Annotated in this window: 10 protein-coding genes; 4 read left to right on the top strand and 6 right to left on the bottom strand. The window is 48.3% G+C overall.

Annotated features, from left to right (window positions below):
- Positions 1 to 216: 216 nt before the first annotated feature.
- Positions 217 to 1191, top strand: a complete 975-nt coding sequence (locus IEW26_RS13885; protein ID WP_188592808.1) for a ring-cleaving dioxygenase — start codon at positions 217 to 219, stop codon at positions 1189 to 1191.
- 154 nt (positions 1192 to 1345) lie between these two features.
- Here the strand turns inward: IEW26_RS13885 and IEW26_RS13890 are convergent, their stop codons facing one another.
- The 3 genes from IEW26_RS13890 to IEW26_RS13900 form a co-directional block, all read right to left on the bottom strand.
- Positions 1346 to 2053 carry a stalk domain-containing protein gene (locus IEW26_RS13890; protein WP_188592809.1) on the bottom strand — a complete coding sequence of 236 codons (708 nt, stop codon included), beginning with the start codon at positions 2051 to 2053 and terminating at the stop codon, positions 1346 to 1348.
- Between the two features lie 245 nt (positions 2054 to 2298).
- Positions 2299 to 3144 (bottom strand): hypothetical protein, encoded by an 846-nt coding sequence (locus tag IEW26_RS13895; protein ID WP_145403551.1) that lies wholly within the window; start codon positions 3142 to 3144, stop codon positions 2299 to 2301.
- A 387-nt stretch (positions 3145 to 3531) separates the two neighbouring features.
- Complete coding sequence (locus tag IEW26_RS13900; protein WP_145403552.1) at positions 3532 to 4809, bottom strand: methyl-accepting chemotaxis protein; 1278 nt, start codon at positions 4807 to 4809, stop codon at positions 3532 to 3534.
- A gap of 333 nt (positions 4810 to 5142) precedes the next feature.
- Between IEW26_RS13900 and IEW26_RS13905 the strand changes: the two genes are divergently transcribed.
- A complete protein-coding gene (locus tag IEW26_RS13905) occupies positions 5143 to 6576 on the top strand; it encodes an aspartate ammonia-lyase (RefSeq protein WP_188592810.1) in 1434 nt (477 codons plus the stop codon).
- 131 nt (positions 6577 to 6707) lie between these two features.
- Here IEW26_RS13905 and rpoN read toward each other — a convergent pair whose 3' ends face one another.
- Positions 6708 to 8012 carry an RNA polymerase factor sigma-54 gene (rpoN, locus tag IEW26_RS13910; protein WP_188592811.1) on the bottom strand — a complete coding sequence of 435 codons (1305 nt, stop codon included), beginning with the start codon at positions 8010 to 8012 and terminating at the stop codon, positions 6708 to 6710.
- 107 nt (positions 8013 to 8119) lie between these two features.
- Positions 8120 to 9667, bottom strand: a complete 1548-nt coding sequence (pruA, locus tag IEW26_RS13915) for an L-glutamate gamma-semialdehyde dehydrogenase (RefSeq protein ID WP_188592812.1) — start codon at positions 9665 to 9667, stop codon at positions 8120 to 8122.
- A 430-nt stretch (positions 9668 to 10097) separates the two neighbouring features.
- On the opposite strand from pruA, the gene IEW26_RS13920 reads away from it, so the two are divergent.
- Positions 10098 to 11021, top strand: a complete 924-nt coding sequence (locus IEW26_RS13920; RefSeq protein ID WP_111271591.1) for a proline dehydrogenase family protein — start codon at positions 10098 to 10100, stop codon at positions 11019 to 11021.
- A gap of 481 nt (positions 11022 to 11502) precedes the next feature.
- On the top strand, positions 11503 to 13362 hold the full coding sequence (locus tag IEW26_RS13925; RefSeq protein ID WP_229729845.1) for a sigma-54 interaction domain-containing protein: 1860 nt from the start codon (positions 11503 to 11505) through the stop codon (positions 13360 to 13362).
- A gap of 191 nt (positions 13363 to 13553) precedes the next feature.
- On the opposite strand, the gene IEW26_RS13930 is transcribed toward IEW26_RS13925, so the two are convergent.
- Positions 13554 to 15632, bottom strand: a complete 2079-nt coding sequence (locus IEW26_RS13930) for an nSTAND1 domain-containing NTPase (RefSeq protein ID WP_188592813.1) — start codon at positions 15630 to 15632, stop codon at positions 13554 to 13556.
- Positions 15633 to 15936: the final 304 nt, after the last annotated feature.

Genomic DNA, 15936 nt, shown 5'->3' on the forward strand with positions numbered 1-15936 from the left:
TCCAGTTTCACTTGCATTTAGCATTGCATTTTAAATATCTTTATGTTAAGATAAAAACAAGAACAAAACGTACTAAAAGTTAGTAACTTTAATAAGTATAATTATTTTATGGTCATCGTGAGAGCAAAATGATCTGAATCTTAAACAATGACGTTATTTAATATCAAGCCGTGCTGCAGCTTTACCCTAAATTATAATTCTCAGGAGGAATCTATTATGTTAATCAAAGGACTTCACCACGTATCCGCACTTACTGCACATGCCGACCAGAACTACCGCTTCTATACGGATGTTATGGGCTTGCGCCTGATCAAAAAAACGGTGAATCAGGATGACGTGTCCGTATATCACCTGTTCTATGGCGACGAGAAAGGCAATCCAGGTACGGAGCTGACCTTCTTCGAAATTCCGATGGCTGGCCGCACACGCGAAGGCGTGAACAGCATCTCGGCAACTTCCCTTCGTGTGCCAAACGATGCCGCCCTCCAGTATTGGGTGCAGCGCTTTGACGAATACGAAGTACCTCATGGCGAGATTGTAGAACGCGGAGGACGTGCAACACTGGCTTTCACAGACTTCGAAGGCATGCGGCTGATTCTCGTTTCCGATGAGCATAATTCGGGCGTTGCTGGCGGCAAACCATGGGATCAAAGCCCTGTTCCAGCGGAATACGGTATTGTCGGATTAGGTCCCATCCATCTGACGGTACAAGACGCTTCACTCACTGCACCTGTTCTCACGGACCTGCTTGGCTTCAGAGCGAAAGGAAGCTATCCGGCCTTTACACCTGGTCAACCCGATGTGCTTGTATTTGAATCCGGCGAAGGCGGCAGCGGTTCCGAGGTTCACCTGGAAGAACGCAACGATCTGGAGCAGGAACGCCCTGGACGCGGCAGTGTGCACCATGTGGCGTTTCGTGTAGATAATGAAGAGGAATTGAGACAATGGGTAGACCGGGTGCATCAGTTCCAATTCCCAAGCTCCGGTTTTGTAGATCGCTTCTACTTCCGTTCCTTGTATTTCCGGGAAGCGAACGGCATCTTGTTCGAGCTTGCTACAGATGGCCCGGGATTTGATACCGATGAGGACTTTGCCACGCTCGGAGAATCACTGGCCCTGCCTCCTTTCCTTGAAGGACGCCGCGCAGAGATCGAAGCCAATCTGAAACCGCTGGATACGATGCTTCGTTAAGAGTGACAATCAGCACTTACATCTTTCTGCTTTGAAGCAAAAATAAAAACGATTATCACGTTGATGCATCTCTGAATAGAAAGCGGAGATGCATCGTGAATAATCGTTTTTTATTAAGTCACCTTCGTTGGCGCAACCATATAAATGACCTATTTTACTTCGTCAGATAAGATGTTGTGAGCGGTACAAACAGAGCTGAACCCGGATCTTCGGATACGATCTCGACATAGACTGCCTCCGTGCCTTTTACATCCACATCCAGACTTACCATACCATCTTCTGGCGTAATGCTCAGCTTTTTAAGAACTGCGAGATCCTGATCATAGATTTGAATCTCCTGATTTCCTTTCAGAACTGCCAGCTCCAGATGCAGGGATGAATACTTTTTGCCCGTGTTGATCTGAATATCCTTTCCTTGTTTCGAAGGATCATTATGCAGATACACATCTTTGTAATCCTTGCCTTTGTATGATGTTTCCGCAGGATCTTTGGTATGCCAAGCGGTAGATCCGAGCACTGATGTTCCGAGCGAGCTTAATGTTGATTTATTGTTCGTTACCGGAGTTGACCCATTCGTTCCACCGATCAGAACGGATGAAGTAGCACCATCATATGAAATTTCAGTTCCAAGCAGTGTACCAACCGCACGAACCGGCAAATACGTCGTTCCGTTGTACGTGATTGGCAATACAGTCTTGCCATTAGCATCCTTCGCTGTCACGGTCTCACCATTCAGCTTCAACGTAATTTTGCTATTCAAATACGCTTTGATCTGCTCCAGCCCCGTAGCTGCCAGTGCACCTGTACCGATTCCAAGCGTCAACGTGCCCACCATCAAACCAAGTACGACCTTTTTCTTCATCAAAATCCCTCCCAGACGTTTAAAATGAGTTGTCCTTTATACATTTAAACAACTAAAGCGCTAATGTCAATGTGTTTTCCAAAATTTATTAGAACATTTTTTTTGCAGGGCAGCACAAAATGAGGCTGCAGTTCCTGCTTTTTTTTCAGCCTCATTCAATAGTCGTATGTCCACCAGACAAACGCGTATGTTATTGGGTAATCATATCTATGACCCTATGCTGCAGCAAAGGACTCACTTATCATCTAATCAAAAGACTCGTAAAACTCCTCTTCGTATACTTCCATGCTATATTTCAGATCAGTTGCCTTCCATTCCCCATCCTGATACGTGTATGCAAACGTCAAATCACCAGCATACAAACCTTCGCCATACGCACCAGAAGCAGACGCAACAAGTTTGCCATTCTCCACACTGTAATAAGTAACACGCCCGAACTGCAACTGATCATGATAGGGGGCGTCACCAGGCGCTTTATCGAGAGTTGAGGTATCGGCAGGAACGCCGTCCACAGCGACTTCAATCCTGATTTTGTCCGAAGCTGGTTCAACTTTGGAATCGACATGCTTTTTCACAATGTCTTCGAGGGATTGAAGCTTCATCTCTTCCAGCGAATTAGGGTCAAGAATATGCACCCGCCCCAAATAAATGCCTGTGCCATGTCCTTCCGAGTACAGCACAACAATCTCTTTTTTGCCATCTCCATTCAAATCCAGCTCATGTACTTCAGGTTTGTAAGTTCCTCCTTCTGATCGCCAGTCACTGAACTCACGTTTCATTCCATTGGCTTCTACTACAAGACCGTTATATATATAACCCGAGCCCTCCACATTCATAGGGTACACGAGCACATGCTCATTCTCTGGTGCGACAGATACATCATCTGCCTTAATCGGCATCGATTCTTGATTGTTGTTTGTATTATCTTTCATTCCATCTATATAAGAAGCTTCGACCGTTACGGCCTGGCTTGAGGAATCATCTATAGTAAGCTGTTGTTGCGACTCATTGGTCGTTTTGGCAGTTGAGGTTACTGAAAGTGTAGCTACCGCCAAAATAATCATCAGCAGGATACCTGTCCAAGTTTTCAATATACTGGGCTCCTTCTTTGTCGTGATAATCCTATTATATCTTCATTTATCGCCCGCGCGTTGCAATTTTGTTAATCTTTCTTAAAAAAACTTTACAAATCCTTAATTCCACGAAAAAACGTTCGGCTTTAACCATAATAAGCTAATTTTCATCTCAATATAAGTTGAACTAAAGAATTTACACAATCCACTCCGATGACAGAATAACCTGGAGAGTAGCGGTTATCCCCGGATTTTTTCGATTCCCTTTTCCATAAGGGAAAATCCAGTGATAAAGGCGACCGCTCCGCTTTTTCAGTTTTTTTCTGTCCTCTCCGTTCACGTGTAAATGAATAGTTTAACTTAAATCCTATTCTATAAAAAAAGAAAAAGCATTTCGGAAACAGCTCAAGGCTGCATCCGAAATGCTTTTGTTTTTTCAAGCAGTCGATCCGTCAACTGCCTTAACTCCTCTGCCGAGGAAGAAATCTCTTGCATGATCGCTGTCTCTTCATGAGCCGCATCCATAATTCGTCTGGCCTCATCCGAGAAGGAACCGGCTTTCCCCTGAATTTGTTTCACATGACTATGAGTCAGCTCAACACGGCCCGTCTGCTCTGCTATTTTGGATCCAATATCATGCGCACCTTGCATAAAGACTTCAACTGCACCTGTCAGCACATGCAGTGTTTGATCCACCGTTACCGTGCGCTCTGATTCGTTGACCACCAGACCATGCTGTTCATGACTCAGCTGTGCCGTCTCCCGAATTCGCTGCTGCACACGGCTGATCAGCTCATTAATGCGATGTACAGAATCTTTACTTTCGTCAGCAAGCTTGCGAATCTGCTGGGCCACAACGGCAAAGCCCGCTCCCTCTTCTCCTGCCCGTGCTGCTTCTATAGAAGCGTTCAAGGCAAGAAGTCCTGTCTCTTCCGCAATATTTTTAACGGACTGTGTAATCACTTCAATATCAGACGCTTCCTTCTCCAACAGCAGCATGATATCGCGGGAGCGATTGTGAGATACAGCAAGCTCGTCCATTCCCTTCATCAGTGAAGAAAAAGTCTCTTTGGTCTGCTCAACCGACTGCTCCATCTGACCGGACAGGTCCGTCATGCCCAAAGATTGCTTCTGCATCTGCTGGAAATCATGCAGCATTTCATCTGCGGTCATGAGGGATTGCTGCGACGTATGCTTCTGTTCCTCAACCCCTGTAGCGATGTGTTCAACGGCATCCGACATCATCTCGATCTGCTCGGCAGCCTGTGTAATCGCCTCACTGAGAGACTGGGCATTCTGCGATGTCGTTCTTGTGCTATCGGTGATATCGTTCACAATTCCACGAAGGTTAGAAACCATTATGCGAAAAGCATCATATAATACGGTAAGCTCATCCTGTGAATGCCTTGCAGGAACTTCAGCCGTCAGGTCACCAGAAGATACCTGCTGTGCCACTTTAGACAGCTTCACAATAGGACGAGTCAGATAACGCGAGGCTATCCATCCAAGGATGCCGTTCCAGCATACACCCATCACTAAAATAATGGTGATATACAACCAGCTTGGGATATCTAATGAAATCCAATCCTTAACAAAAAAAATAAAAAAGCCGCTTGTCCCATATGTAATAATAGAAATAAGTATTAAACCTGCAACAGTCTTCGCTCCCAAATTCCACTTCATTCCCACACCCCGTAGTCCTTTTTTCCTATTTTACCAATCATACACTAATTTTCTTGTGACATATATCACTGAAAACGCTCTATTTTGCCCTTTTTCCCTTTTCATGCATGACTTTCATACCATATAGCTCATAATGATAAGACAAGCTTGGTTGGCCCTCCCCTGCTGCTCATTATTCTTGATATGAATTTTAAATTCCCCAATTTTAATTATTATCGGTTAAACCTAAAGAATCATTTAGCTTGGCATCTATTTTGCTTAAATGATATACTGAGTGCGCTTCAGCAGTGCTGGAGACGAACTATTTCTATGATGCCACTGGAGGCGAACGAGATGTCTACTATGTCCACACGGACGGAGAAAGATTTTATCGGTGAAAAAGAAATCCCAGCTTACGCGTACTATGGAATTCAGACGGTGCGGGCTGTAGAGAACTTCCCGATTACCGGCGTTCCGGTTCACCGCGAACTGATTACGGCGTTGGCTGCTGTCAAAAAGGCGGCGGCTATGGCGAACATGGAGCTGAAAATGCTGCCTAACAAAATCGGTGAAGTCATTATTATGGCAGCGGATGAAATGATGAAGGGCCATCATCTGGATCATTTTATTGTAGACTCCATTCAGGGTGGTGCTGGCACCTCCATGAATATGAATATGAACGAAATTTTGGCCAACCGCGGACTTGAACTATTAACCAAAAACAAGGGTGATTACTTCCACTGCAATCCAAACAATCACGTGAACATGTCTCAGTCTACGAATGATGTTGTGCCGACAGCACTGCGCATTGCAGCCTATCGTCTCTCGGAGACACTTCTGGGTACGATGAAAAGACTGCAGGACGCCTTCCACCAAAAGGAAATCGAGTTCAACGATGTTGTCAAAGTGGGACGCACCCATCTTCAGGATGCCGTGCCGATCCGTCTTGGTCAAGAATTCGGGGCTTATGCCCGCGTAATCGGACGGGATATTGAACGTCTTGAATATGCTAACAAACGTATGCTCTCCATCAATATGGGTGCAACGGCTGTGGGTACAGGGCTCAATGCAAAGCCGGAGTATATCGTAAAGGTTACCGAGTATTTGTCCGAAGTGACCAGTCTCCCGCTCAAGACCGCAGATGATCTGGTAGACGCTACACAGAACACCGATGCTTATCTGGAATTGTCGGCTGCTCTGAAAGTATGTGCAGTCAGCTTGTCCAAAATCTGTAATGACATTCGATTGATGGCTTCAGGACCTCGTGCCGGACTTAACGAGCTGCGTTTGCCACCTCGTCAGCCGGGCTCTTCCATTATGCCAGGCAAAGTAAATCCGGTTATGGCCGAAGTGATCAATCAGGTATCCTTCCAGGTAATGGGTAATGATCACACCATCTGTATGGCTTGTGAAGCTGGACAATTCGAGCTGAACGTTATGGGGCCAGTAATTGCCTTTAACCTGCTTCAATCTCTGAAAATTATGAATAACGGCATTGACGTATTTACTAGATATGCGGTGGAAGAAATGGAAGCCAATCGGGAGCGCTGCGAGTTAATTATGAAGCAGAGCTTCAGTGTTGTAACCGCCTTGAATCCGCACCTCGGTTATAATGTAGCCGCCTCCATTGTCAAGGAAGCACTGAAGACCGGCATGACCTTGCAGGAGATCATTCTTGAGCGCGGTTTGCTGACACCGGAAGAATTGGAAGAAATTTTACATCCCGAGCAGATGACAACACCCGGTATTGCCGGAGAGCATTTCCTGCGCAATATGGAGCGGTTGTAAGATTAATCTGCTGCCGACAAAAACACCAAAAATCCCTGTTGTCCGTTCGTTCGGATAACAGGGATTTTTTCAGGTGTATGCATTATTATTTCTGAGACATGTGCACACCTGCTACTCATTAACTTCCTTGGTCAGACCCAGCGTTTCCGCTCCAGAGACGGCAGAATGCGCAGTTCGTCCCTGTATTTCGCAACTGTTCTTCGGGAAATCACAATGCCTTCTTCAGCCAAAACAGCAGCGAGTTGGCTGTCAGAGTAAGGCCTGTTCACCGATTCGGAACGGATAATTTCCTTGAGCCGCCGTTTCACAGCCGATGAGGAGGTCTCAGTACCGGACAAGGTTTTCACACCCGTATCGAAAAAAGCTTTCAAGGTATACATCCCGTACGGGGTTCGTATGGTTTTGCCATTCACAGCACGACTCACTGTTGATTCATGCATGTCAATTCTCTCTGCAATGACCGCCAGATTCAGCGGCACGATTGCATCAGGCCCCTCGCTCAGAAAACGCTTCTGTTCATCCAGCACTGCTGTAATTACACGAAGCAGCGTTCTTCGTCGTAGCTGCATACTCCTCAGGATCGCCCGTGCCTCAGCTGCCCGATGCACCCAGCGTTCACCGGGAGATGCCTTCCTGATCCAGCTGCTGCAGGCTTCATTCATGGATACACGCAGGTTACCCGCTGTATACAAGCTGAGCACCATCTCGCTGTTTACCAGCTCCACAGCCGCATCAGGAATAACATAATGCGGAGATTCATCGCTGCCGATCGAGCGGCATGGCTTTGGGTCTAATTGAGTGATATAATCATATGCCCGCTGTGCTGCTTGCGCGGTTATGCCAAGCCTGGCTGCTATTCGTGCAGGGTGAAAAGGGACGAGCGCTTCCAGCCCCGCCTGCACCATCTGCGCCGCATGCGGCACAGCCGAAGCATCACGATGAATCTGCAGCAGCAAGCACTCTTGCAGATTCCGTGCACCCACTCCAGCAGGCTCAAGGGATTGCAGCAGCTTCAAGCCGGCAGTGACCTCATTTATGGACATCCCCAGGTCAGATTGCACCTCGGTCAGCTCGATCTTCAGGTATCCGTTTCCATTCAGGCATCCGGCTAAATAGACGGCAGCTCTTTTCTGTTCTTCCGGGGCGATCGCGATGCGAATCTGGGAAGCCAGCACCTCCTCAAGTGTAGGCTCTGCACGTCTCGCCTGAAGCAAAGGATCATACACACCATGCCATAACCGCTCAGTTCCTCTGGCTGACCTGTACGGAGAAAATGGTATTTCCTCCAGCTCGAGCAGTGGATTTTCCGCCGCGGCATCCTGCAAATAACGAATCAGCTCCTGACCCGACAAGGTCAGCACATGCAAGGACTGCTTGATCTCCGGCGTGATGGACAGCCGGAGCCGCTGCTCCTGTACCAACTGAACACCTAACATCCGTTGTCCTCCTTCCGTCGCGCTGGATAAGATTGACTGGAACGCGAAATAATTAATGTTTACAGAGAACTCTCTGAGGACAGATTAACCTTCCCCATCAGTCCTGGTCAATATTTTTCCGACACCAGCTTCGCCTGTGTAAATAATAGCAGGTAGTCTCTGCCGCCTGCTTTGGAATCCGTGCCCGACATGTTAAACCCGCCGAACGGATGTGTGCCTACCAAAGCCCCTGTACACTTGCGGTTGAAGTACAGATTGCCTGCGAAATATTCACGTCTCGCCTGCTCCAGATGTGCCCGATTACGCGAGATAACCGCCCCGGTCAAGCCATAATCCGTATTGTTGGCAATCTCCAGCGCCTTCTGGAACGAATCGGCCTTGATAAAAGCCAGCACCGGGCCAAAAATCTCCTCCTGGGCGATCCGGGCCTGCGGGTCCACATCCGCAATAATCGTAGGCTCGACGAAATAACCTTGAGGATCGCCTGTGCCTCCACCATGAACCAGACGACCTTCCTGCTTGCCGATTTCAATATATTCAGTGATCTTCGCATAAGCTTTATCGTCAATGACAGGTCCCATGTAACTGTGCATTTCAAGCGGGCTGCCTACCGTCAGCTTCTGCGTACGCTCAATCACCTTTTGTAATACTTCATCATATACATCCTTATGAATTATGGCACGGGAACACGCAGAACATTTTTGTCCCGAGAAACCGAAGGCTGATGCCGTAATGGATTCAGCCGCCAGCTCCAGATCACTGTCACTGTCCACAACGATGGAATCCTTGCCACCCATCTCGGCGATTACACGTTTGATCCATTTTTGCCCCGGAGCTGTTTTTGCAGCGCGTTCATTGATTCGCAGACCAATATCCCGTGAACCCGTGAAGCTGATAAAACGTGTCAGAGCATGATCTACAAGATAATCCCCAACATCACTTCCTGGTCCCGGCAAAAAATTCACCACGCCGTCCGGCAGCCCCACTTCTGCAAGCAGTTCCATGAATTTGGCCGCAATGACCGGTGTTGTACTCGCCGGCTTTAAAACTACCGTGTTGCCTGACACCAATGCAGCCGAGGTCATGCCTGCCATAATCGCCAGCGGGAAATTCCACGGCGGAATGACGATACCTACACCGAGCGGAATATATGTCAGCTCATTATCCTCCCCCGCGATCCGTACGAGCGGTTGAGGTTCACTTAGACGCTGCATTTCCCGAGCATAAAATTCCATAAAATCGATCGCTTCAGCGGTATCTGCGTCTGCCTCAGGCCAGGTCTTACCCGCCTCATAGACCATCCAGGCGGAGAATTCATGCTTGCGGCGGCGCATAAGAGCTGCCGCTTTGTACAGATAACGGGCCCGCTCGTTCGGGTCCGTGTGCTTCCAGGTGTTGAACGTTTCTGCCGCTGTCTGGATGGCCTTCTCGGCCAGCTCCCGACTGGCTTGGTGAACTGTTCCAATCACCTGCTCCTTCGCAGCCGGGTTCACGGAATGTAACGTGCGGCTGCCGGTTATTTTTTGACCGCCAATAATGATCGGATATTCCCGTCCAAGCTCGGATTGCACCTTGCGGAGTGCGTCCTCAAAGGCTTCCCGGTTCTCCTGCACCGCAAAAGCTGTAAAAGGTTCGTTAACAAATGGAATGTTCATGAATGATTCCTCCTTCAGGATGTGGGCTCTACTCACTAAATAATTCGAACAAAGATAATTTACACGAGCACTCCGATGACAGAATAACCTTCCAATCGCTGTTATCCCCAGATTTTTTTTGATTCCCTCTTCCAAATGGAAAAATCCGGTGATAAAGGCGACCGCTTCGCTTTTCCAGGTTTTTTCTGTCCTCTCCGTTCCTTGTGTAAAATCGCAGCTCGGACTCATGCAGCACTTACGTCTCATTCAAATATATGAAGCAAGAAGCGTGCCAACTCCGCTTGAGAATGAAATATTTTTTTGGATTTCGCGGAGATAAAAATATTCATTAAAAAAATTAGGGCCTCAGCAATTGCATACAGCAGCTTTTGGCACGTTTTTTGCTAGATATGTGAAATACACAATTATGAATTATTAAGGAGGAAGCACCATGAGTGTCGGAACGGAGCTATACCGCAAAACGTTGTTAACCGTGGCTGGCAATAAAGCCGTAGAAAGCCTGTCCCTTAAATACGGTAAAAAGCTCGCAGGCAAATTTATTGCAGGCAGTACGCTGGAAGAGGCGCTTGAGGAAATTCGCACATTAAACAGCAAAGGTATTATGGCGACACTCGATCATCTGGGAGAGGGTATCACTCATCTAAACGAGGCGGCCCTTTACAGAGATGAGTATGTAAGGCTGGTTGAGGGTATAGCGCACAGCGGAGCCGACTCCAACGTTTCACTGAAGCCGACCCAGATGGGGCTCGCACTTGACCCCGAAGCAGGTTATCAGAACATTCGAACCGTTGCCTCCAAGGCGAAGCGGCATGATCTGTTCGTACGCATTGATATGGAGGATAGTCCATTCACACAAGCCACACTCGACCTGGTACGAAGACTTCATGCAGAAGGACTGGATAATACAGGTACTGTCTTACAGGCTTATTTGCATCGAACGGAAGAAGATACACGTGACATGATTCGAGAGGGCATTCGACTGCGTCTTGTCAAAGGCGCTTACAAAGAGCCTGCCACCGTTGCGTATCAGAGTACAGCCGAAGTGATGCATCAGTTCAAAACGATGATTCGTCATCATCTTGATCAAGGCGTGTACACCGCTGTTGCTTCACATGATGATCACATCATCAACTGGACGAAACAATACGCCAAGGATCGGGACATCTCCCCCGATGCTTTCGAATTCCAGATGTTATACGGCCTGCGAATGAGCGAACAGGAGCGCCTGGCACAGGAGGGTTATCGCATCCGCTGTTATGTGCCGTACGGAACGATGTGGTATCCATATTACACCCGCCGTCTGGCTGAGAAGCCGGCCAACCTCTGGATGGTGCTCAAAAACATGTTTCGTTAACCGTGTAACGATCCGATCTGTACCTATACCATGCCTTCCTTCTTCCATACCGGATCGCATGGTTTTTTCATCTTACTCGATGTCTAAAAATCAAGATTCATCGAATTTTATGTTCACAAAATTAGACAATATTTAAACTTCTCGTTACATTCCCACCCTCGCTGGATGTTCTCACCTGTTCCCCATCGTTCCTTTCAACCCCATTTTCGCACTTATTTTATGTAATAAAATTTAACATACGCAAACATTCAAACTTCTATATAAAGTTAATTTTTGCAGGAATATCAACACTTTTATGATTGTCTCTATTTTGATAACGCATACAAAAAATGTTTTTTTACAATCCATCATTCCACCCACTTCATCCGAACAAGCGATGTCAAAAAATATATACACACCTCTATTTCAACGATATAATAATGATAACTTCTTTTTCTAATCTATATTTTTCAAATTGAATGTTGTAATCGAGGTGATCCTGATGAGACATTTACTTCCTACACTGAAAGAGCTGACGCGAACAGACATGCTGATCTGCGATGATTTTCCCGTTAGCGCACTCCCTCATCTGCCCGTACATCCTGATCCCGACACAACGTCGGATCGTCCTGTATTTATTCGCTCTGCGGCGGGTAAGGCTTATCTTTATCCTGCATCCTTTGACCAGCCGGACCCTCTACTCGAGGATGGCTCACCTGCCATGTCATGCAATACACCGGTCCTACCGTCCCGCAGCTTGCCGCATCACTTCATGTTATCCGTGCCTGTGATCCCGCCAACTCTGGAGCTTGCACAAGTCATTCCGATGTTTATCCAGAGTCCTTTTCTGATCGTCAAAAATGATCGTGACGAATGGAGCGGTTATCTCTCCGCATCCGATATCATGAAATCCATGCATCACGCGCATCGCCTGATGGAAGCTTATCTCGAAACTACGCTGGAAACCGCAGGCTCTGCGCTGTCTTTGATTAATGAAGAAGCCAAGGTGGCCTATTGGACATCCGGCGCTGAACATATTTTCTCAATCAGCAAAGCCGATATTATTGGTCAGCCTGCCGCCAACTTTTTCCCGCCAGAACGACTTCAATCCCTCAAAACGTTATATACTGGCGAAACAGTCTACCGCAAGCAGCACCAGCCCAGACCCGATCTGTTCGCTCTCATTAACGCACGCCCGGTCAGACTGGACGGTCGCATCGTCGGCGCCGTAGCGGCAGAGGTTGACATTACTACTGAAATTCGTCTGCATCAGGAATTGCTGCACATGACCTCCAAGGTTCAGCATCTGGAAAAAGCCGTGGCACGGTTTCGTCCCGAGACTGACCCGTTTGCCCGGATCAAGGGTAGCAGTCCGATTATCCGTCAATGTCAGGAAACGATTCGCAAAATCAGCACTACTCCTGCCACCGTGCTCATTCTTGGGGAAAGCGGTACAGGCAAGGAGCTGTTCGCCAAAGCGATACATGATCTGCGCGAGCCGCAGACCGCTCCTTTTGTCGCTATTAATTGCGGGGCTATTCCTGCCTCCTTGTTTGAAAGCGAGCTGTTTGGTTACGAGAAAGGAGCCTTCTCTGGTGCTGATCCCAAGGGAAAAAAGGGCAAGATCGAGCTGGCAGATGGCGGAACCCTGTTCCTCGACGAGATTGGGGAGATGCCTTCCGAGCTTCAGGTAAAGCTGCTTCGTGTTTTACAGGAGCGGAGCTATTTCCCGGTTGGAGGAACCCGTACCAAACAGGCCAACTGCCGAATTATCGCTGCGACCAATCAGGATCTTCCCGCCATGATTGCCCGCAATCAATTCCGGGAGGATCTGTATTATCGGCTGAATGTCATCAATCTCATCATCCCGCCGCTCCGATTGCGCAAAGAGGACATCTATGAGTTAACCCAAACCTTTTTGCAAGAGTTCTCACTGCTCTATAATCGGCATATTGAAGTGATTCCGCCCGAAGTGTTCAAGCTGCTGTTCCAGTACGACTGGCCCGGCAACGTGCGCGAGCTGCGCAACGTCATCGAACGTTTAACGATTCTAACGATGGATGGAGAGGTAAAACCCGAATACTTGCCAGATTCACTTACTTCTGCCGTGGACATGTCGCATCATGAGAGCATGCCCATCCACATTTCGATGAAGGAGGAAAATGAAACCCGGAGTGAAGCAGTCTCTGGTCAGTACTCCACTGCTTCTTATCAGCAGCAGTTAGATGCATATGAGGCACAGCTCCTTCTCCAATATCTGGAATCCGTTGGCGGAAACAAGCGCACCCTCGCCAAACAGCTGGGCATCTCCAGGGCCACACTGTATAACCGACTGAAGCGGCTTGGATTACAGAATGTATGACAAACGAAAACAAAAATCCGCAGGAACGGGCGTCTGCCGTCAACCTGCGGATTTTTGCGTTTCGGATAGCTACGTTTCGGATTGTTATGCTTTGGATTTCCTTGTTTAAGAATGTTGTCTTTCGAAACTTTCGCGGTTTCAGCTAGGTTGCTGACTGAGCAGCTCCGCCTCTGTTATACGCACATGTTCCTTTACAATATTCTCGCCAAGCGACTCAGAGCCTTTCCGAGATGACGATAGAAGGTGGCACGGCTCATGGAACAAGCCTGTGCTGCGGCAGTTGGATTGCCAGCGTGAGTCCAATATGCGGCATGCAGCAGCTTCTGATCCTGCGGGGCTACGCCATGTATTCTGCCTTCCAGCAAGTCCAGCACATATAGCTGCACCTGAATGCCACCCTTTACACCAGCAAGCTTGTCAGCATACTTCTGCAGCTCGCCCGGAGAGTGCAGCTGACCAAGCATTTTGCGAACCTCCTGTTCAGTCCAAATATTCATATGATGACCTGATGCTTGCTTCCCTGCCTGTGATGGATTAACCGGCAAACCCGGATGCAGGAGTGACATCACCCAGGCACCGAACTGCCCGCTGCGAAGATCCAACTCAAGCACATCTGCCCGATTCTCATAATGATCACATGCACGCGTAGTAGTTTCCCTCATCTGAAAGCCTATACTTCTGAGAAACAGCTTCAGATGCGGATTGGTCGCAACCAATATCGCTCTTGCCCCATCTCCCAGCAGCGACAAACGGTCCAGTATCATATATCCGACCAGTTCCTCACGGGTATACCCCGGGACATCATTTCTCGCGGCAGCTAGCACCGCAAAATGGGTATCGCTCTCATCCGGGTCCTGGCCCAGCTCTTCCGGGTCAAAGCATTCATTCATTTCGTTCGGAAAATAGGTTAAAAGCAATTCGCTGGTCTCCCGGTGCACGAGCACGGTAATAAACATCGCAATGACCTCGCCTCGCTTATCCCGCTTCAGTACAATGCCGTCCGGATAACGCTGCGCCAATTCATCCAGAAAGGGACCATAGTTCACAGCTTGCCAAGGTTCAACGCTGTATTCACTCCATTGTTCCATCAGCTTGTGCAGCGAAGGCAGGTCAGCTCGATCCATCGGCTCAAGCGGTGAAAACAACGAATCGTTCGATACATCGGCATACTTGCGGAACTGAAGCATTGACTCCTGACAGAGCATCAGCATCTTTCGCGCAATTTGCCGCCGCTCATGGGGGCCCGCTTGTTCATGGAGCGGCTTCAGCAGCTCAGCGATTCGAATTCGCATAGCTTGCATGCGATGAGGCTCACGCTGCCGAAAATCACGCATCAGATGCACTCTCGCCATATCGTGTAGAGCCAGGCCATCCGGTGCAGAACGAATGAAGGACATTCTCCTCAGCATATGATATTCTTCCTGCTGCACATCCATATCCAATACGGCGGATAACAGCTCCTGATTGGCCGACTCCAGCAGGGTTAACACCTCTACCATCGGATGCAGCCGGGGGATGGTCAGCTCCAGCAGCAGCCGGGCACTGATCATATGGGACAGCTCGGCCCACTCTGCATAAGGCAAATTCCTGCCGCGATCCGCTGCCTCGACCGCAAGAGCCAGTCCAAGCGGATGTCCATCCGTCATTCTCGTAATCGTTCCCGCCACATTTGGCTTCAGTCGTCCAGCTATCGCAATATACTCTGTAATTTCATCCGCAGTAAAGTGCTGCAGCGGCATATGCACGAGCCGCTGATACAGCCGCGGGTGGGTCCGCCAAGTCGCCGCCAGTTCAGGACGGGACGCCAGTATAATGAGCACCCCGCTTAGATGAAGTTTCCCAATGAACACTTCCATAAACCAGCTTTCGAGCAGAGCAAGCTCCTCGTAATTATCAACAGCGATTACCAGCCGCCTCTTCTTCGACGTTTCTTTCAACAAAGAAAGCGGATGTGCAGCTTCTCTGCCCAACAGTTCCAGTTCAAGCCCCAGCGTGGACAAGAAATAATCCATAAACACCGAAGGTGTTGTGCCGCAGGAACGTCCATCCATCCAGATCGCTGTAGCTCCGCGGTCCCTTGACACGGACAGCATTTCTGAAAGCAGAGACGATTTACCAATCCCACCCATTCCGGTAACTAAAAATATCGTCATAGGCGCTTCGGCATGCTCAAACCACTGCTTCAGCAGCATCAGTTCTCTCGTTCGCGCGACGAAACGTTTGCCGTCCCTGACATATGTTTCTTTTTGAGCTTCACTACCATTCCCCATACATTTCCTCCATACTGGATTCTGGCACTTCGAGTATCTTTAATCTCTCATATTTGAGACTAGATTGAGACGCGCATAAGCATATGAAATGTTAGAATCTTGATAAAAGCCAATTTATAGAAAAAGGATACAGAAGCGCTCACATCAGATTTAAGACACCGCATCCAATACACCCTGGCCGCTTCTTCACATATCGAACACACCGCCGATCACCCTGAGCAAACCTCTACAGCAACGTTAACCGATTGGTTTCATGCTTCCCTTTCGTGCTTCCTTTTCGTACTCTACTCTCAGCCCGATCATT

It is taken from the genome of Paenibacillus silvae, from assembly GCF_014639235.1.
In the GTDB taxonomy this organism is placed as follows: domain Bacteria; phylum Bacillota; class Bacilli; order Paenibacillales; family Paenibacillaceae; genus Paenibacillus; species Paenibacillus silvae.

Excerpts from the sequence above, each read along its gene's own strand:
- pruA (WP_188592812.1), bottom strand. The coding sequence starts at position 9,667 with ATGAACATTCCATTTGTTAACGAACCTTTTACAGCTTTTGCGGTGCAG.
- rpoN (WP_188592811.1), bottom strand. The coding sequence starts at position 8,012 with ATGTTAGGTGTTCAGTTGGTACAGGAGCAGCGGCTCCGGCTGTCCATC.
- IEW26_RS13925 (WP_229729845.1), top strand. The coding sequence starts at position 11,503 with ATGAGACATTTACTTCCTACACTGAAAGAGCTGACGCGAACAGACATG.
- IEW26_RS13905 (WP_188592810.1), top strand. The coding sequence starts at position 5,143 with ATGTCTACTATGTCCACACGGACGGAGAAAGATTTTATCGGTGAAAAA.
- IEW26_RS13920 (WP_111271591.1), top strand. The coding sequence starts at position 10,098 with ATGAGTGTCGGAACGGAGCTATACCGCAAAACGTTGTTAACCGTGGCT.
- IEW26_RS13890 (WP_188592809.1), bottom strand. The coding sequence starts at position 2,053 with ATGAAGAAAAAGGTCGTACTTGGTTTGATGGTGGGCACGTTGACGCTT.
- IEW26_RS13885 (WP_188592808.1), top strand. The coding sequence starts at position 217 with ATGTTAATCAAAGGACTTCACCACGTATCCGCACTTACTGCACATGCC.
- IEW26_RS13930 (WP_188592813.1), bottom strand. The coding sequence starts at position 15,632 with ATGGGGAATGGTAGTGAAGCTCAAAAAGAAACATATGTCAGGGACGGC.
- IEW26_RS13900 (WP_145403552.1), bottom strand. The coding sequence starts at position 4,809 with ATGAAGTGGAATTTGGGAGCGAAGACTGTTGCAGGTTTAATACTTATT.